Here is a 17,226-nt window from a genome sequence, read left to right as displayed (position 1 = left end):
GAGAGGGCGTTCGAGTCTCGCGAGCCCTGAACCCGACGTGTGCGAGCACAGACCGGCCTCGCATGGTCGTTACCAACGGACGATGGGCGGAGAGAAGGGGGCTCCGAGTGTTTCCTCACCGGTTGGCTGTCGGATCACACCCGATCGCCTCGGCAATCTCGAGAGCGAGCGCCCGATCGTCGCCGACGCCGTCGCTGACGAAAACCGAGTAGTACAGATCGTCGTCACACGCCCACTCGAGTTCCGCCCCCTGAGGAGTGTCGGCGATCGTTCCCGCTCCGTCTCCGATCTGTACGTCGTCTCCGCCGACGGCGACAGTTCGTGGTCCGTCGCTCGTCTTTACGATGACCGTCTCACCGTTGGCACGGTAGGACAGCGACGCCTGCGTTCGTTCCTCGTCCGGGAACTCGTAGCTCGTGGCCGCGTCGAGTGCGAGTGCGTCCGGAAGTGTCTCCACTGGTGGTTCGGCGACGGAAAACGGGACGGCCTCGTCCACACCGGCGACCGTCTCGTGCTGTGAGAGTTCCGGGAAGACAACCTCGACGACGTCCTCGGCGTTCTCGTCTGACCCGTCTTCCATCGGTGCGTCGACATCGAACCGGTCGGCTACGAATCCTGGTTCGAACGTGACGTCTCGGTACGTGGTCTCGAGTTCGACTCCCGCTCCCTCGACTCGGTGTTTGATCGGGAAGAACTGCTCGTCGTCGTACCAGACCTCGACTGTCTCGACGGCCTGATCGTCGACCCCGTCGGTTCGCTCGAGCGGAACGACGTACTCGGTTTCGCCGACGAGCACGCTGACAGACCGGTTGATCGTCTCCGCGGGTGGCGGATCGAAGACGACGCGATAAACTTCGTGACCCTCGAACGTCGTCTCCTCGATTTCGTCGATGTCGTACCGTTCTACGTACGCGGCCTGCTGGTCGTACAGACCCTCGAGAAACGGCTTCGTGCCGGGGTCGACGTCGAACCGCTGGACGCGCTCGGTCTCGCGGTCGTGGTGCCAGCGCTGATCGCCATCGGTGACGATCAGGAGACCGTCAGCAGTTTCGATCCGACTGACTCCGTCCGCACGGAACTGGATGTCGTCGGTAGTCGTCGTCGTCTCACCGTCGACTTCCTCGCGCACCTCGAGCGTCGCGTCGATCTCGTTCGGTGGTTCCGCGTCGGCGATTCGGTCCTCGAGGACAGCAGCGGAATCGTCTGCCGTCGGGACGGCGACACAGCCAGCGGCGAGTATTGTGACGCCGATCAGAATTGTCAGGAGGGCGACTCTCCGGTCGGCAGTCGGGGACATATCCGTCGAGTAATAAGTCAAGACCTATGAGAACATCGATCACGCACGGACGCTTCCCGGCTACCACTCGAACTGCGCTGGATCGCGGGCGGCCAGAGCCGTCCGGACCGCAGCGACGTTCTCGGGCGCGTCGTGGACCCGGATCACGTCGGCCCCACGATCCGTCGCGATCGCCGTCGCAGCGACCGTCGCCGCGAGTCGCTCGCCGGACGCCCGGTCGACGTGGCCAAACATCGACTTGTGAGAGTGACCGATCAAGACCGGACAGCCGAGTGCGCGGAACTCGTCGGCCCGCCCGAGTAGCTCGAAGCTCTCACTCGAGGACTTCCCGAAGCCGAGTCCAGGATCGACGACGATCTGTTCCCGGTCGAGTCCAGCCTTCTCGGCGAGCAGAATTCGCTCCGAGAGCTGGTCGATGACGTCCTCGACGACGTCGTCGTAGGTGACCGCTCGGTCGGGGACGACGGGCGCGTCGATGCTGTGCATCACGACCAGACCGGCGTCGTGCTCGGCCACAACGAACCGCATATCCGGGTCCTCGAGCCCCGAGACGTCGTTGACGATGTCCGCGCCAGCCTCGAGAGCAGCGTCCGCGACGGCTGCTTTGCGCGTATCGATGGAGACGGAGGCGTCGAGGTCGGCGATGTGCTCGATCACTGGAACGACGCGGTCGATCTCTTTCTCGACCGAGACTGGTTCGGCTCCCGGCCGGGTCGACTCGCCACCAACGTCTAGCACGTCGACGCCGGCCGCGACCATCGCCTCGGCGCGAGAAACGGCGTCCTCGAGAGCGTCGTACTCGCCGCCGTCGTGGAAACTGTCCGGCGTCACGTTCAGAATGCCCATCACTGCAGTGCTGTCTTCCCAGGGCCAACGAGTGTCGTCGCCCCCAGTCGAGGTCTCTGTCCCCTCGAGTTCGAGCGCCGTTCGAAGTTCACGGGCGACGTCGTTCGATCCGCCGCCCTCGGTCTCGAGCACGTCGATCAGCTCTTCGAACGTCTCGAGTGTCCCCATCAGGACGGCGTCGACTCGTTCGCCGTCGGTGCCGTGGCCCGAGAGGACACAGTCGCCACCGAGTCGGAGTACGTCGTCTTTCAGTTCCCGGGCCTGGCGATACGCCAGGTTCGTCTTCAGGACGCGATGAACCGCGTTCTCTTCCGCGCGCTCGAGTTCGGGATCGCGGACATCGGCCCCCTCGAGCGTTTCACGGGCGTCCTCGAGGTTCCGGATTCGTTTCGGAATGCCCGCTGCCGTCCATCGCGACCGTGCCTCGGCGACGGCAAACAGCGACCCGGCGACGAGGACGCAGTCGTCGGTCTCGGCCCGTTCGATCGCGACCGTCAACGCATCCTGGACCGACGGAGCCGTCCGGACTTCGTTCGTGCCGGCTTCCTCGAAGACGCGAGCGAGAACGTTTCGGTCTTCCGCCCGGTCCAGGGAGGGTTCGGCCGTGACGACCGTCGTCGCCGTCGGCATCGCCGCAGCCATCTCGCGGTGGTCCTTGTCGTGCATCGCACCGACGACGAGATGCAGATCGTCGTACTCGTAGCTCGCGAGCGTCTCGGCGACGGTCTCACAGGCACCAGGGTTGTGTGCGCCGTCGAGGACGACCAGCGGCTCGGTCTCCATCACTTCGAACCGGCCGGGCCAGTGGGCGCTTCGCAGCCCGCGAGCGAGGTCCGCTTCCGAGACGTCGGTGATCTGGCGGGACAGTACGGCAGCGATCCCGGCGTTTTCGGCCTGATGAGTGCCGAGCAGCGGAATCCGGGTTTCGAGGTCCCAGTCGTCGGCGTCGATCGAAATCGCGGCCTCGGTGTGGTTCTGCCGGCCGTCGTAGGAGACGGCCACGTCGGGATGTGAGTTCCCGTCTTCGTGGCCGACCGTGACCACCTCGTCCGCGACCGACCGGACCGCCTCGAGTGGCTCGCCCGAGACGCCGGTGACCAGTGGTGTGTCCGCTGGCGCGACGTGAGCCTTGTCCGCCGCGATCTCGGTCTCGGTTTCGCCGATGATGCCCGTATGCTCTAGTGTGACACTCGTCACTGCGCTGGCGATCGGGTCGACGACGCTCGTGGCGTCGAGTCGGCCGCCGATGCCGACCTCCAAGATGGCGACGTCGACATCTTCGCGGCCGAAGTGCCACAGTGCCATTCCCGTCATCGTCTCGAAGAACGTCGGTGACTCGCCGTCGGCAGCACGTTCCGTCACGTACCCGCGCACGGCCTCGACGTACTCCGTAACAGCCGACCGCGGAATCTTGCGCCCGTCGATGCGGACCCGTTCGCGCAGGTCCTCGAGATGTGGCGAGGTGTAGAGGCCGACCGAGAGGCCAGCCTCTCGGAGCGTGCGCTCTAGCATTCGGGCCGTGCTTCCCTTCCCGTTCGAGCCGGCAACCTGAACGAAATCGACGCCATTGTGGGGGTTCTCGAGGTGGGCGAGCAACCGTGCAGTCGACTCCGTCCCCGGTTTCGGGCGGAACCGCCGCAGACCGAAACAAAAGTCCGCCGCCTCGTGATACTCCATACTCGAATCTCCCCGTCCGGCCGCTTTAGGGTATCGGAGTGGGTGCCCCTCGAGCGGAGACAACGGGAACGGCGGCTTACGCGGGCCGTTCGCCGGTCGATCCGCCGTCGGTGCCGCCGAGACGCCGCCTGGCAGTTCGCTCGAGCAGCCAGACGACCGCGAGGACGACGGCGTAGGGGCCAAACAAAAGGATGTGAACGGGGCTGTCGGTCGTGACGAACACCTCGAGCACCAGGAGGTACGGAACGAACGCAAAGAGCACGAGCGGGACGAGTGCGCCGTCTTCGAACAGCGCCGCGAGCGGTACTGCGGTGGCGGCGACGGCGAACGCGAAGACGACCGGGACGACCAACGACGGCTGTACGCCGGGGCGGACGACCAAAAGCGACGTGGCGAGACCGACGAGGGCTGCGGTTCCGAGGACGACTGCGTACCGGTCGGCTCGCTGGAGCGGTCGCTCCGGGACGTTTCGCAGTCGCCCATCAGCGATGCCGTACTGGCGGCGAATGCCGAACTCCGCGACGGCAACTACCGCAGCGAGCGCGAGCCAGACGTACCAGGTGTTGGCGTAGCTGCCGATATGGGTCGGCCCGTCGACGATGACCTCGCCTCCCCGCGTCCCCCACTCGGGCATCGCCGATGTTAGCTCGAGGGCGACGGTTCCGGCGACGGCCGCGAGCAGGCCGACTGCCGGAGCGAACAGCCGAGTGTAGGCCGCGAGAAACAGCGGCACGAACCCGACGACGAACGCACCGAGCGCCAGCACGGCGGTCCCAGTCACCGACTCGAGGGCAGGATAGTCGGCGCGGGCGTACAGTCCGAGAACGACAGCGGCGTTTCCGACACCACCGGCGAATCCGGCAGCGATCGTGCCGAGCGAGGGTGGGGAGAAATCGAACCGGGAGACCATACGCGCCTTTTTATCGGCCACCTATATGTAATTTAACCACCACGAACCGCTCTCACTCCGTGGACGCTCCGGCCGCGACGTCACCCGTCCCCGGCGACTCGCGAGTCACCGCGAGGAAGGCGTCTTCGAGGCTTCGGGCTTCCCCGGTCTCGGCGCGAGATTTCAGCGTTTCGGGGTCCCCCTCTGCGACGAGCCGACCGTCGTGGAGGACGCCGATGACGTCCGCAAGTTCGTCGACGACGGGGAGGATGTGCGTCGAGAGAAAAATGGTCATCTCCCGGTCGGCGAGTTCGGCGATGGTGTCCCGCATCGTCCGGGCGGCACGGGGATCGAGTCCGCTCGTCGGTTCGTCGAGGAAGGCGACTGCGGGTTCGTGGAGGACGGCCTGGATGACGCCGACCTTCTGGCGCATCCCTTTCGAGTACTCCTCGATGCGCTTGTCGGCGTCGTCGAGCAGGCCGAACCGCTCGAGCAGCGACTCGATACGTTCGTTCGCGTCGTCTTCGGGGAGGCTTCGGAGGCCGGCGACGTACTCGAGTTGTTCGCGGCCGCTGAGTTCGTCGTAGATCGGCGGCTCCTCGGGCAGGTAGCCGATGTGTGGCGCGACGGCCTCGCGGTCGGTGATCGGGTGGTCGGCCACGCGTGCAGTTCCGGAACTCGGCCGCGTCAGCGTCGTCAGCATCCGCATCGTCGTCGTCTTCCCCGCGCCGTTGGGGCCGAGAAACCCGTAGACGGTTCCCTGGGCGACCTGGAGGTCGAGGTCGGCGACGGCGGTCGTCTCGCCGTACCGTTTCGTGAGTCCGTCCGTCGCTATCGCGGGGCCGTCGCGGGCGGTCATACGTTCGCTTCCGTTTGCTTCCAGTTAAAATCCGTCCCACGTCGGCAGCCGGTGATAGTCCGTTATCGAGCCGAACCAGTCAAACTTTTGACTGGGTGACTCGACCGCGTACGTATGCCCTCCAGTTCGCTCGAACTCCAGGGACGAATGGTCGCCGCTCTCCTCGCCCTCGTGGTAGTGACGGTCTGCTTCCTGGCCGGAGTGTGGGCCGTTTTCTACGGCGTCTTTCTCTTTCTCGAGATCCAGTCGGCGACCTACTTCGCGTTCGTGGTCACCACCGCGACGCTGCTTTCGATCGGCTACCTCGAGTACACCCACCTCGAGACGATCGAACGGCTCGCAGGCGCTCACCCGGTCGACGAGGAGACGGCACCAGAGCTCTACCGGCAGACGACGCGCGTCGCCGCCCAACTCGACGTTCCAGTGCCGACGATCGCCGTCTCGGATCGGGACACACCCGAGGCGCTGGCAGTCGGATTCCGCCCGGCGAACGTCCACCTCGTCCTCTCGACGGGGACGATCCGCGCTCTCGACGACGACGAACTCGAGGCGGTGATCGCACACGAACTCGCCCACGTCAAGAACCGGGACGCGATGGTCGTCACGGTCGTCTCGCTCCCCGTCGTGCTCGCAGAGGGACTTGGCTCGCGGCTCGGCGAGGTCGAGAACCCCGGCTGGGCCGGTGTCGTCATCGTTCCGCTGGTGTTTCTCTCGACCGTCGTCTGGATCGTCGGCCGATCGATCACGGCCCGTCTCTCGAGAGCCAGGGAACGCGCCGCGGATCGTGCCGCCGCAGCAGTCATCGGCTCGCCGGCCGTCCTCGCCAGCGCGCTCCAACGACTCGACCGGGAGATCGACGACACGCCGAACCGCGACCTCCGCGAGGCGTCGGGAGTCTCGTCGCTGTCGATCCTCCCGCTCGAGCCGAAGGAACTCGAGAAGGTCATGCTCGGGCCGGACGGCGACAGAGAGCCGTCCTACTGGTGGCTTCGGACGCGACTCCACCGGCTCGGCCGCTGGCTGTTCACGACGCATCCGCCGACGGAGGATCGAATCGACTCGTTGCGGGGCCTCGAACGCGAAGACTAGCGTGGATCGAGTTCGAGAGAGTGACAGCGATCCAAACCGTTTACTGGCGTCGTCACACGGTAGCTATCATGAACGAAGTTTCTCGCTGTCGGCTAGCACGTGGGAACACGGGCGGTGAACGCCGATGAGAGAGGTCGCCGCCACCGTCGCCGGCACGGAGTGTCGCCGAACGCTACGGGCGATCGGCGGTGACCGAACGAAACTGCTCGTGATGGCGGCAATCGCCGTGCTCGCGCTCGGTCCGATGACTGCAATCGGGCTCTTCCTGTTGCCAAGAGCCGGCGAGGCAGTCGCCGCAGGCGAGTTCGACCCCGAGACGGTCGCACTCGCGACCGACATCGCGACTGGCGGTGCCGCAATCGCGTGGCTATTCCTGGTTTTGATGGCCGCCATCCGGACCGTGACGGCGGCCGCCGCCGTCGACGAGCCGGCCTGTCTGTTGCTCTCGACGCGACTCCGGAACGTCGTGGTCGGCGTGATCGGGGCAGAGATCCTGCTGTTCTCGCTCTGGCTCGTCCTCCCTGCGACGATCCTCGCCGCCGCGTTCGCCTCGGGGGCCGGGACAGTCCTGCCAGTACTCGTCGCGCCGCTCGTCGTCGCCGTATTTCTGGTCACCGCCGTCCCCGTCGGGTTCGTCCTCGGCCTCTGGTTTCGCCACCTGATCACCGTCTACGAGCCGATCGCACGCTACCGGACGCCGCTGCTCGTCTCGCTCGCCGTGGCCTACTTCGGCTCGATTGCCGTCGGCTGGTTCGACACCGTCACCGCAGGCCTGTTCTCGGTGTTCGGTGACAGCCCGCTTGGCTGGCCGGGTTACCTGCTACTCGCTGGCGTTCCCAACGTCCCGAGCTCGGGCACGGCCGTCGTCGCCACGCTACTCGTCGTTCCCGTCGTCGCGGCGCTGGCCGTCGCTGCTGCCGTCCCGTCCGCTCGAATCCACTGGTTCGCCGATCCCGCACGGACCGACGACGGAACCGTCTCCAACTCGGGGACTGACTCCTCGAGTCGCCTCGCTGCCGCCCTCTCACAGGGGCTCTCGCGGCCGGTCCGGTCGGTGACGGTAGCGGCGGTTCGCCGTACCCGGCGGGCTCCGATCCGGCTGGCCTACGTCGCTTACCCCCTGTTCGGTGCGCTGTTTTTCGTCCAGGACGTGATCCAGACCGGGACGTTGCCATCCTACGTGGCAGTCCTGCTGTGTCTGTACGTCGTCTGGGGCACCGGCGTCCTGTTCACGTTGAACCCACTCGGCGATCTCGGGCGGGCACTGCCAGCCGTACTAACCTCGACGCTCTCCGGCCGAGACGCAATCCGGGGGCAGATGATCGCCAGTTCGCTCGTCGGAACTCCGATCGCCGTCGCCGTCGCACTCGTCGCCGGCCTCGTGAGTCCGCTCTCGCTCGAGGCGACGACAGCTCTGGCCGTCGGCACGGTCGTGGGAGCGGTCGCGTCGCCAGCACTCGCGGTCGGTGTCGGATCGGCCTTCCCGCGGTTCGGCAGCGTCAAGATCACCACCAACCGCGAGGCGGTGATGCCGAGCAAGTCGGCGTTCATGCTCTACACGGCCGGGATCGTCTTCCCGGCCGCCGGTGCAGGCATCATCTACACCGACGCGGCGGAACCCATCGCCGAGCTCAGTTCGGGACTGCTCGAGTTCACGCCGATCTCTGCTGAAATGGCGGGTGTAACGCCGGGAACCGTCTCGACCGTCGCCTGGACTGTCCTGATCGTCGGCCTGCTCGCGCCGCCAGCCGCCTACCTGTACGCAGTCGAGCGGTTCGACCGGTACGCTCTCGAGTGAATTGCCTACGGACTGACGGCCGTCACCCCCGCACGGATTGCAGTTCCGGCGAGGAAGCCGACCACTGCGGCGACGAGAGCGATCGTCGCGAACGCGACCGTGATACTCCACAGCGGTGCATCTCCACCGCCGACGCCAGGGAGACCGAAGACGGAGCCGACGATCGCGACCAGCGCGAAGAACGTCGCGGGGACGAACCCGACGGCCAGACACGTCGCTGCGCCACAGCGCAGGTACGCACCGACGGCGCCGACGACGCCGGGCGCGTAGAAGAGCACGGCGGGAAGCCCCGCGTCGTAGACCACTCGTCTGATCGGGTTGTCGGTCCCGAGCGTGTTCGTCGCAACCGTCGCGAGCAGGGTAGCCACGACGATCACTGCGAACCCACCGACTAGCTCGAGTCGCGGTGCGCCGGGGCGTCCCCACACGAGTTCGTGTCTGACCGTAGCCATGGTCGGAATCGTACCGGCAGCTTCAAAAATGATACCGGGTAGCCGTCGATACGACCAAAACTGCGAGAGAAATCCGGCGTCTCAGACGAGACCGACCGTCCTCGACTCCGTTACTTCTCGAGTCCCCACTTCGCGACGCGCTTCGGTCGGTCGCTGACGGTGTCGACCTCGAGATTTCCATCGAAACTCTCGAGCGCCTCGACGTATGCTTCCGCGCTCGCTTCCGTCGAGAGGTACGGAATCTCCTCTTCGACGGCCATCTCGAGGGAGTCGCGGTCGCGGCTGACGACGAAGTCGACCTCGCCCTCGCGGATCGCTTGCGGCACGTCGTTGAACTCGGCGACGTCGAAGTGCTCCTCGAAGCCGTCGACGTCCAGGTCCACGACAGCGGTGCCCTCACCCACTGCGTTGTGAGCGGCCTGCTGTGCCTTCCAGTAGGCCGTGCCGAAGTCGCTTGCCGTTCCCATCACTTCGCCAGTCGATTTCATCTCGGGGCCGAGACGCGGGTCCGAACCCGGCAGGCGGTCGAACGGGAGCACGACCTCCTTGATCGAGGTGTGTTCGGGAATCTGCTCTTCGGCCTCGAGACTGCGCAGGGTCTCGCCGGCCATGACCTTCGCCGCGAGTTTCGCGATCGGAACGCCGGTCGCCTTCGAGACGAACGGGACGGTACGCGAGGAACGTGGGTTGGCCTCGAGAACGTAGACCTCGCCGTCACGAACTGCAAGCTGAACGTTCAGCAGCCCCTTCGTCTTCAGCGCCTCGGCGATGTCCTCTGTGACCCCACGGACGCGCTCGAGCGTGTCTTCGTCCAGCGAGCGCGGCGGGATCATACACGCCGAGTCGCCGGAGTGGACGCCCGCCGTTTCGACGTGTTCCATGATGCCGCCGATCAGGATGTCGCGGCCGTCCGAGACCGCGTCGACGTCGAGTTCGATCGCATCCTCGAGGAAGTCGTCCACGAGGATCGGCTTGTCCGGGGAGACACGAACGGCTTCCTCGATGTAGGTCTCGAGGTCCTCGTCGTCGTAGACGACGTCCATCGCACGGCCGCCGAGCACGTACGAGGGTCGTACGAGCACGGGGTAGCCGATGTCGTGGGCCAGTTCGACCGCCTCCCCCTTCGAGAAGGCGGTGCCGCCCTCGGGCTGGGCGATTTCGAGTTCGTCCATCATGACGTTGAACCGGTCGCGGTCCTCCGCGAGGTCCATCGCCTCGACGCTCGTGCCCATGACCTCGCAGTCGAGGCCGCGTCGGGCGAGTTCGTCCTCCAGGGGTTCGCCGATGTTGACCGACGTCTGACCGCCGAACTGGACCATCACGCCGTCGGCACCGGTCGCCTCGGCGACGTCGGCGACCTCTTCTGCGGTGATCGGTTCGAAGAACAGGCCGTCGGAGGTGTCGTAGTCCGTCGAGACCGTCTCCGGGTTGTTGTTGACGACGTGGGCGTCGATTCCCAGGTCACGCAGGGCACGGACCGCATGGACCGAACAGTAGTCGAACTCGACGCCCTGGCCGATGCGGATCGGGCCGCCACCGACGACGATGACGCTCTCCAGGTCGGGGTCGACCTCGAGTTCGCCCGCGACGGAGTCGTCGCCGAGCGAACTGGAGCCGTACTCGGGTTCGCGAGCCGAGTAGTAGTACGGCGTCTCGGCCTCGAACTCGCCGGCACAGGTGTCGACCTGTTTGTACGTACGACCGGGGACCGACTGCTCGACGGTGTCGACCTCTGCACCGGCGGTCGCGGCGATCGAAGCGTTCGTGCGGCCGACGACGGCCGCTTCGGTGAAGTCACCCTCCTGAGCTGCACGGGTCGACTCCGCGACGTTCCTGTAGCGTTCGGTGTACCACTCGAAGATGCCCGTCAACTCGACGACGTCCTCGACCGTGTAGCCGCGTTCGAACGCTTCGAACATCGCGTACGGCCGGTCGGGCGAGGGACGCTCGAGGTAGTGGTCCTCGAGTTCCTCGTCACTCACGTCGTCCCAGTCGACGCTTGGCTCGTACTCGGACGAGCGCAGGGCTTTGAGCAGGGATTCCTCGAAGGTACGGCCGATAGCCATCGCCTCGCCGGTCGACTTCATCGCCGTGGTGAGTTCGAAGTCGACGTCGTCGAACTTGTCCTTGGGCCAGCGTGGCACCTTCGTGACGACGTAGTCGATCGCTGGTTCGAAGGCGGCGGTCGTCTCGCCCGTGATCTCGTTTTCGATCTCGTGGAGGCGCTTGCCGAGTGCGACCTTCGCGGTGACGCGGGCGATCGGGTAGCCGGTCGCCTTCGAGGCGAGCGCGGAGGAACGGGAGACGCGGGGGTTGACCTCGACGACCCTGTACTCGCCGCCGGGGGTGCCGTCGTCGCGCCAGGCGAACTGGATGTTACAGCCACCCTGGATGCCGAGTTCGCGGATGACCTCGAGCGCTGCCGTGCGCATCTCCTGGTGGCCCTCGTCGGGGACGATCTGGGAGGGCGTGACGACCGTCGACTCCCCGGTGTGGATGCCCATCGGGTCGATGTTCTCCATGTTGCAGATGATGATACAGGAGTCGTCGGCGTCGCGCATGACCTCGTACTCGTACTCGACCCAGCCCGCGATGGACTCGGTGATGAGCACCTCGTCGTTGCGCGAGAGACGCAGTCCTTTGCGGACGCGACGGAGCAGTTCGTCGAACTCGTGGACGACGCCCGACCCCGATCCGCCGAGCGTGTACGTCGTGCGAGCGATGACGGGGAGTCCGCCGACCTCTTCGACGGCCGCCTCGACGCGCTCCTCGAGGTCTTCCTCGGTCAGTTCCGAGACCGACTCGCCCTCCTCGAGCGAGATGGTCGTCGAACCCGGAACCGGCTGACCGATCTTCTCCATGCGCTGGCGGAAGAGGTCGCGGTCTTCCGTCGCGTAGATCGTATCGAGCGGCGTCCCCATGATCTCGACGTCGTACTCCTCGAGGACGCTCTCCTCGGCGAGTTCTGCCGTGACGTTCAGTCCCGTCTGGCCGCCCAGACCAGCGATGACGCCGTCGGGGTTCTCCTCTCGGATGATCTCGGCGATGGCCTCGGTCGTGATCGGCTCGATGTAGACTTCGTCGGCCATCTCCGGGTCCGTCATGATCGTCGCCGGATTGGAGTTGACCAGCACGACCTCTGCACCCTCCTCCTGGAGCGCGCGACACGCCTGTGCACCCGAGTAGTCGAACTCGGCAGCTTGCCCGATCTGGATCGGTCCGCTGCCGATAAGCAGGATCTTGCGTCCGTCCCCCGCAGCGTCGTCGGTCTCCGTGCTCATTGATCTCGTTCACCCGAAGTTCGCACATCGTAATAAGCTCCCCGATACAGTACGAACCTCGAAATCCAATTTCGAAGTTCGAACATTCGCCGTCGCGACGGGGCAGCCAGCAACTCTTCGAGACTGATCACTTACGAGCGTCGAGAAAGAAAGACCAACCACTTACGAGCGTCGAGAAGGGGCGACAAGAATGCGACAGTCGCGACTACTCCTCGGTCTCCCGCTCGGCGATGGGGACGGCAGTATCGTCAGCTGCCGCGATCAACTCGACCGCGTGGCCGGCATCCTCGACCGTGAACTCGAGGTCGCCCGCGGTAGTCGTCTCGTCGACCGACGGGATCGCTGTCGCGTCGGTCCCGCCGCCGTCGCCCTCGACTCGGACCTCGAACGGCTCGTCGGCGTCGTCGGCAGGGACGAGAGCCACCTCGTTGCCGTCGATCTGAACGGTAGCCCGGATCGGGTCGGACGCGAACGATCGCGTCGTCTCGCCACCGACCTCGAGATCGACGCCGTAGGCCGTCCCATTGCCCAGCACGTCCCAGCCGGTTCGGGTGACGTCGACCGTCTCGTGCCAACCGACTCCGCCGACGACGACCGAGGCGTCGCCGTCGTGTTCGAGTGTGTAGTTCTGGGTGCCCACCGTCCAGATTTCGCGGTCCTCGTTGACGACGATCACGCCGCTGTGGCGTGTCTCGAGCGTCTCGTTCGCGCTGGCCCCGGGACCGACGACCGGCATCTGTCCGGTAGTGGCGTTTTGTTCGTAGGTGACGGCGTAGCCGCCGATGTCGACCTCGCCGCTGCCCGGGACAGCGTCGTCACTGATCACGAGCAGGTTGAACGGGATGCTCGGCAGCGCGACGAGGACCGTCAGAACCAGCAGACACGCGACTGCGGTTTGGCGACGGGAGATCGGACTCGAGAGCAAGCGATCGGGGACGACTGGCGGTACCGCTGGCAACGCGAGCAGGCCGGCGACCAGTGCCAGTCCGATCACCGTCGAGACGATCGGTTGGCCGGCGAGGATCGTCCCCGCGACGGCAACGAGGAATCCGAGTGTAAGAACGAACAACCAACCGATCGCGAACTGGCGACGCGAGAGAACCCTCGGGAGACCCAGTGTGGCAAGCGGTCGGGGGAGCGGTCGATCGCTGCCTGCAACGGCAAGCGCCGTCACTCCCGCGACCGCGAGTACGAGGACGACACCAGCACCCTGATAGAGATAGAAGATGTCGTCACCGGTCCCGACGAGCAGCCATAGCGACTGTGCCATCCCGAACAACACGACGCCGACGAAGAGCCGCCCGGCGGACGGCCGTCGCCCGCGACGCCGCAACAGCAAGAGTCCAAGCACCGCCCCCAGCAGGAACCCGAGCAGGTGCGCCTGGAAGCCGACGCCAGCCCACGCGGGCGGTGACGGTGCGCCCGCCTCGATAGTCGCCTGGACCACTGGCTGGCTGAACGCGTCGAACAGCGTCTGGACCGTGCTCGCGGCGACAACGGCGACGACGGTCGTGATCGGATAGTTCACGACCGCGAAACCAGCGATGGCGAAGACGGCTCCGGAAAAGCCCAGCCCCGGCCCCAGTGCGAGGACCGCCGTCAGGACTGCGACGACGAGCAACGCGGCCGGGAAGACAACGATCGCACGAATCCAGGGTCTCGAGAGCAGTCCATCACCGAACCGCGACCGGGAGCGGCCACTCGAGGGTGGGTAGTGGCTCCAGGCGTACTCCGCGATCGGTGCGAACGCGAGCGTGCCCGCCATATTCGACGCCAGATGCTGCGGCGAGCCGTGAGCGATTCCCGCTGTGAGCAGTCCGGTCGGGTAAAAGTACGACCACGTGATAAACGGTAGCGTGAGCGGATCGTGCCAGCGAGAGACTCCCCCCTGGACCAGCACGTAGAACGCGACGACGACCGCGACGGTGACCAGCGTCCCCCAGGGAACGCCATAGAGGAATCGGCCCGCGACCAGTTCCCGCCAGCGGCCTCCGCCACCGAAGTACCAGACGAGCCCCAGCGCGACGAGAACCGAGACCGACAACACGATCTGCATTGGGTCGAGTGGCATCGTTTCGTCGGTTGTTACTCGACGAACATAGCTCTGGTTACGGTGTCGAACGACGCCCAGACGCACTCGGTGCGGTGTGTCTGGTCCAGTCCAGATCCAAGAACTCGTTTCCGACCCCGCACCTTCGTGACACGCTATCGCGGTCGCTCGCGAAGTTGAATTCGAAGAAGTGCGCTGGCTGGGATTTGAACCCAGGTTGTGACCATGGCAAGGTCACGTGATACCACTACACTACCAGCGCCCTGCTGCACTTTCATCTACTTCTGCGTGAGTGTATAAGGGTTGCGAATCGATCCTGGTTTGGGTGACGGGAGCAGGCACGCAGTGTGTGCCCAGCAGCCACTCCTCGAGCGTCGGCGGGCGGCCGGGCCGTGCTCCACCGACTTCGGCCCGACGCCAAGAACGTCGTATGACAGAGAAGGTTCGCCACTGGCCGTGCCTGGCTGCCCTCGAGACAGGTAAGCACCCTTAAGAGCCATCGGAAACAGGGTTGGCGTATGCAACCGAGAGACCTCTCCGATCACGTCGCCTACGAGGCTGGTCGGGGGATCGAGGAGGTAGCCAGGGAACTCGACCGAGATCCCGAGGAGTTCGTCAAACTCGCCTCGAACGAGAACCCCCACGGCCCCTCCCCCGCGGCTGCCGTCGCGATCCGCGAGACAGCCTCGAACGCCAGCTCCTACCCGAAGGCCGCCCACGCCGACCTCACTACCGAGATCGCCGACCGGTGGGCTGTCGCCGACGAACAGGTGTGGCTGGCAAACGGCGGCGACGGTGCAATCGACTACCTTTCGCGGGCCGTCCTCGAACCCGGCGACAGTACGCTCGTCCCCTCGCCCGGCTTTGCCTACTACGGGATGAGTGCGCGCTTTCACCACGGCGAGGTCCGCGAGTACGAACTCTCGAAGGACGACGATTTCTCCCAGGACGCCGAGACCGTCCTCGAGTCCTACGACGGCGACCGAATCGTCTACCTCACGAGCCCGCACAACCCGTCGGGGTCGACGATCCCGCTCAAGGAGGTCGTAGAGATCGCCGAACGAACGGACGAGAAGACGCTGGTCGTCGTCGACGAAGCCTACGGCGAGTTCGCGGATCGGAAGAGTGCGGTCGCACCGATCGAGGGTCGAGACGGGTTCGAGGCCCGAGACGACATCGCCGTCTTGCGGACGTTCTCGAAGGCCTACGGCCTTGCCGGCGTTCGACTCGGCTACGCCGTCGTCCCGGACGAGTGGGCCGACGCTTACGCCCGCGTGAACACGCCGTTCGCCGCGAGCGAACTGGCCTGCCGGGCGGGACTGGCCGCGATCGACGACGACGAACACGTCCAGCGGACGGTCGAGACCGCTTCCGATTCACGTGCGTACATGCGCGACAACCTTGAGACCCACGTCTGGGAGAGCGAGGGCAACTTCGTCCTCGTCGACGTCGGCGACGCCGAACGCGTCGCCGAGGAAACGCAGGAACGAGGTGTCATCGTCCGTGACTGTACGAGCTTCGGGCTGCCGGACTGTCTTCGCATCACCTGCGGAACCGAGACAGAGACCGAGCGAGCGGTCGAGACGATAAACGAGGTGCTCGCGGAACTCGAACTCGAGGCCGACGGCAACGACACGGGGGTGACCGACGCGTGAAAGTCGCCGTCACCGGCACGCCCGGCACCGGGAAGACGACCGCGACCGGGCTCCTCGAAGAGCGACTCGCCGCCGAGGACTCCCTGCCGGAACTCGAGGTGATCCACCTCAACCGCGTGCTCGACCGCGAAGGGTTCTACACCGAGGTCGACGCCGATCGCGAGAGCAAAGTCGCCGACCTCGACGCGCTCTCGACGTGGCTCGAGGGCCGCGACGACGCAGTCGTCGACTCCCACCTCGCCCACCACTTCGACGCCGACCGCGTGGTCGTCCTGCGCTGTGGGCCCGAGCAACTCGAGGAGCGGCTACTCGAGCGCGGCGAGACCGCGTCGAAGGCCCGCGAGAACGCCGAGAGCGAGGCACTCGATGTCGTCCTCTCGGAGGCAGTCGAGGAACACGGCCTCGAGTCCGTCTACGAGATCGACACGACCGACTGCGAGCCGGCGGCGGTAGTCGACGCACTCGAAGACGTCGTCACCGGCGATCGCGAACCGAGCGCCGGCGAGGTCGACTTCGTGGGGTATCTCACATGACACTCGATCAGCTCCGGCCCTACGTCTCGCGGTTCCTGGACCCGTTCGTCGCTGGCTTCGACCGGATCGGCCTGACGCCGAACGGAGTCAGCGTCATCGCGTTCGGGATGGCGATGCTCGCCGGCGTTGCTTTCCTGCTTGGCGGTCGTGCCCATCCCGTCTGGTACCTCGTCGGTGCAGTCCTCGTTTTCCTCAACGGCTGGCTCGACGTCGTCGACGGCGCGCTCGCTCGAGAGCAAGGCGTCGCTTCGCCCGGTGGTGACCTGCTGGATCACGTCCTCGACAGGTACGCCGACATCGTCGTCATCGGCGGACTCGCGGCCGGTATCGGCAACTACTACCTCGGGTTTCTCGCCGTCACTGGCGTCGTCATGACCTCGTATCTCGGAACGCAGGCTCAGGCGGTCGGTCTGGATCGAGTGTACGGTGGTGCCGTCGGTCGGGCGGATCGGCTCGCGATCATCGGGATCGTCGGTGCGCTGGCCTATCCGATCACCGGGACCTACGGCGGATTGGGACTGATCGGCTGGCTACTGTTGTTCCTCGCAACCGTCGGTCACCTGACCGCCCTCCAGCGGTTCTTCTACTCCTGGTCGGCACTGAACTGAGACGGATTACTGGAACTAGCTACCGCAGATCGCCAGACGGGAGTCGGCGATCGGCGGTAAGTGACGACCGGAGACCGTCCAAGAGGGAGTGGCGGACGTCGGTTCCAGTGCACCCGCGACCCGAAAGCAGTTTCCCCGGCATCGCTACAGCAGTCCGTGCGAGGCTCTTCGGGAACGATCTTCTGGCATCGA

Annotated in this window: 12 protein-coding genes and 1 tRNA gene; 5 read left to right on the top strand and 8 right to left on the bottom strand. The window is 65.8% G+C overall.

Going from position 1 to position 17,226, the window contains the following annotated elements; all coding sequences use genetic code 11:
* Positions 1–115: 115 nt before the first annotated feature.
* From NATGR_RS17475 to NATGR_RS17460, 4 genes are all read right to left on the bottom strand, one after another.
* Positions 116–1,297 carry a LolA family protein gene (locus NATGR_RS17475; protein ID WP_005575846.1) on the bottom strand — a complete coding sequence of 394 codons (1,182 nt, stop codon included), beginning with the start codon at positions 1,295–1,297 and terminating at the stop codon, positions 116–118.
* A gap of 60 nt (positions 1,298–1,357) precedes the next feature.
* On the bottom strand, positions 1,358–3,820 hold the full coding sequence (gene folP, locus NATGR_RS17470; RefSeq protein WP_005575847.1) for a dihydropteroate synthase: 2,463 nt from the start codon (positions 3,818–3,820) through the stop codon (positions 1,358–1,360).
* A gap of 76 nt (positions 3,821–3,896) precedes the next feature.
* Positions 3,897–4,730 (bottom strand): hypothetical protein, encoded by an 834-nt coding sequence (locus NATGR_RS17465; RefSeq protein WP_005575848.1) that lies wholly within the window; start codon positions 4,728–4,730, stop codon positions 3,897–3,899.
* 52 nt (positions 4,731–4,782) lie between these two features.
* Positions 4,783–5,568 (bottom strand): ABC transporter ATP-binding protein, encoded by a 786-nt coding sequence (locus NATGR_RS17460; RefSeq protein ID WP_005575849.1) that lies wholly within the window; start codon positions 5,566–5,568, stop codon positions 4,783–4,785.
* A 114-nt stretch (positions 5,569–5,682) separates the two neighbouring features.
* On the opposite strand from NATGR_RS17460, the gene NATGR_RS17455 reads away from it, so the two are divergent.
* Entirely contained in the window at positions 5,683–6,657 is a 975-nt protein-coding gene (locus tag NATGR_RS17455; protein ID WP_005575850.1) for a M48 family metalloprotease, read from the top strand.
* A 124-nt stretch (positions 6,658–6,781) separates the two neighbouring features.
* Positions 6,782–8,455, top strand: a complete 1,674-nt coding sequence (locus tag NATGR_RS17450) for a hypothetical protein (protein WP_005575851.1) — start codon at positions 6,782–6,784, stop codon at positions 8,453–8,455.
* Between the two features lie 5 nt (positions 8,456–8,460).
* On the opposite strand, the gene NATGR_RS17445 is transcribed toward NATGR_RS17450, so the two are convergent.
* The 4 genes from NATGR_RS17445 to NATGR_RS17430 all read right to left on the bottom strand — a co-directional run bounded on the left by NATGR_RS17445 (position 8,461) and on the right by NATGR_RS17430 (position 14,500).
* The gene (locus NATGR_RS17445) at positions 8,461–8,907 is read right to left on the bottom strand and encodes a hypothetical protein (RefSeq protein WP_005575852.1); all 447 of its coding nucleotides are present in this window, start codon (positions 8,905–8,907) and stop codon (positions 8,461–8,463) included.
* A 110-nt stretch (positions 8,908–9,017) separates the two neighbouring features.
* Positions 9,018–12,188, bottom strand: coding sequence for a carbamoyl-phosphate synthase large subunit (gene carB / locus NATGR_RS17440; RefSeq protein ID WP_015233885.1), 3,171 nt, complete (start codon positions 12,186–12,188; stop codon positions 9,018–9,020).
* A gap of 205 nt (positions 12,189–12,393) precedes the next feature.
* Positions 12,394–14,259 carry a rhomboid family intramembrane serine protease gene (locus NATGR_RS17435; RefSeq protein ID WP_005575860.1) on the bottom strand — a complete coding sequence of 622 codons (1,866 nt, stop codon included), beginning with the start codon at positions 14,257–14,259 and terminating at the stop codon, positions 12,394–12,396.
* Positions 14,260–14,429: 170 nt separating this feature from the next.
* A tRNA-Gly gene (locus NATGR_RS17430) sits at positions 14,430–14,500 on the bottom strand.
* A 256-nt stretch (positions 14,501–14,756) separates the two neighbouring features.
* On the opposite strand from NATGR_RS17430, the gene hisC reads away from it, so the two are divergent.
* From hisC to NATGR_RS17415, 3 genes are read left to right on the top strand one after another with little or no spacing between them, the layout of a single operon-like run.
* Positions 14,757–15,893, top strand: coding sequence for a histidinol-phosphate transaminase (gene hisC, locus NATGR_RS17425; RefSeq protein ID WP_005575862.1), 1,137 nt, complete (start codon positions 14,757–14,759; stop codon positions 15,891–15,893).
* On the top strand, positions 15,890–16,426 hold the full coding sequence (locus tag NATGR_RS17420) for an adenylate kinase family protein (RefSeq protein ID WP_005575864.1): 537 nt from the start codon (positions 15,890–15,892) through the stop codon (positions 16,424–16,426). Before hisC ends, NATGR_RS17420 begins: the two co-directional genes overlap by 4 nt.
* The gene (locus tag NATGR_RS17415) at positions 16,423–17,034 is read left to right on the top strand and encodes a CDP-alcohol phosphatidyltransferase family protein (protein ID WP_005575866.1); all 612 of its coding nucleotides are present in this window, start codon (positions 16,423–16,425) and stop codon (positions 17,032–17,034) included. Before NATGR_RS17420 ends, NATGR_RS17415 begins: the two co-directional genes overlap by 4 nt.
* Positions 17,035–17,226 lie beyond the last annotated feature (192 nt).

Origin of the sequence: Natronobacterium gregoryi SP2 (assembly GCF_000230715.2) — an archaeon.
In the GTDB taxonomy this organism is placed as follows: domain Archaea; phylum Halobacteriota; class Halobacteria; order Halobacteriales; family Natrialbaceae; genus Natronobacterium; species Natronobacterium gregoryi.
The sequence above is the reverse complement of the archived record's forward strand: the minus strand, read 5'-3'. Positions and strand labels throughout refer to the sequence as shown.

Coding starts and splice junctions, on each gene's coding strand:
- NATGR_RS17475 (WP_005575846.1), bottom strand. CDS start 1,297: ATGTCCCCGACTGCCGACCGGAGAGTCGCCCTCCTGACAATTCTGATC.
- NATGR_RS17450 (WP_005575851.1), top strand. CDS start 6,782: ATGAGAGAGGTCGCCGCCACCGTCGCCGGCACGGAGTGTCGCCGAACG.
- hisC (WP_005575862.1), top strand. CDS start 14,757: ATGCAACCGAGAGACCTCTCCGATCACGTCGCCTACGAGGCTGGTCGG.
- NATGR_RS17465 (WP_005575848.1), bottom strand. CDS start 4,730: ATGGTCTCCCGGTTCGATTTCTCCCCACCCTCGCTCGGCACGATCGCT.
- folP (WP_005575847.1), bottom strand. CDS start 3,820: ATGGAGTATCACGAGGCGGCGGACTTTTGTTTCGGTCTGCGGCGGTTC.
- carB (WP_015233885.1), bottom strand. CDS start 12,188: ATGAGCACGGAGACCGACGACGCTGCGGGGGACGGACGCAAGATCCTG.
- NATGR_RS17435 (WP_005575860.1), bottom strand. CDS start 14,259: ATGCCACTCGACCCAATGCAGATCGTGTTGTCGGTCTCGGTTCTCGTC.
- NATGR_RS17415 (WP_005575866.1), top strand. CDS start 16,423: ATGACACTCGATCAGCTCCGGCCCTACGTCTCGCGGTTCCTGGACCCG.
- NATGR_RS17455 (WP_005575850.1), top strand. CDS start 5,683: ATGCCCTCCAGTTCGCTCGAACTCCAGGGACGAATGGTCGCCGCTCTC.
- NATGR_RS17460 (WP_005575849.1), bottom strand. CDS start 5,568: ATGACCGCCCGCGACGGCCCCGCGATAGCGACGGACGGACTCACGAAA.
- NATGR_RS17445 (WP_005575852.1), bottom strand. CDS start 8,907: ATGGCTACGGTCAGACACGAACTCGTGTGGGGACGCCCCGGCGCACCG.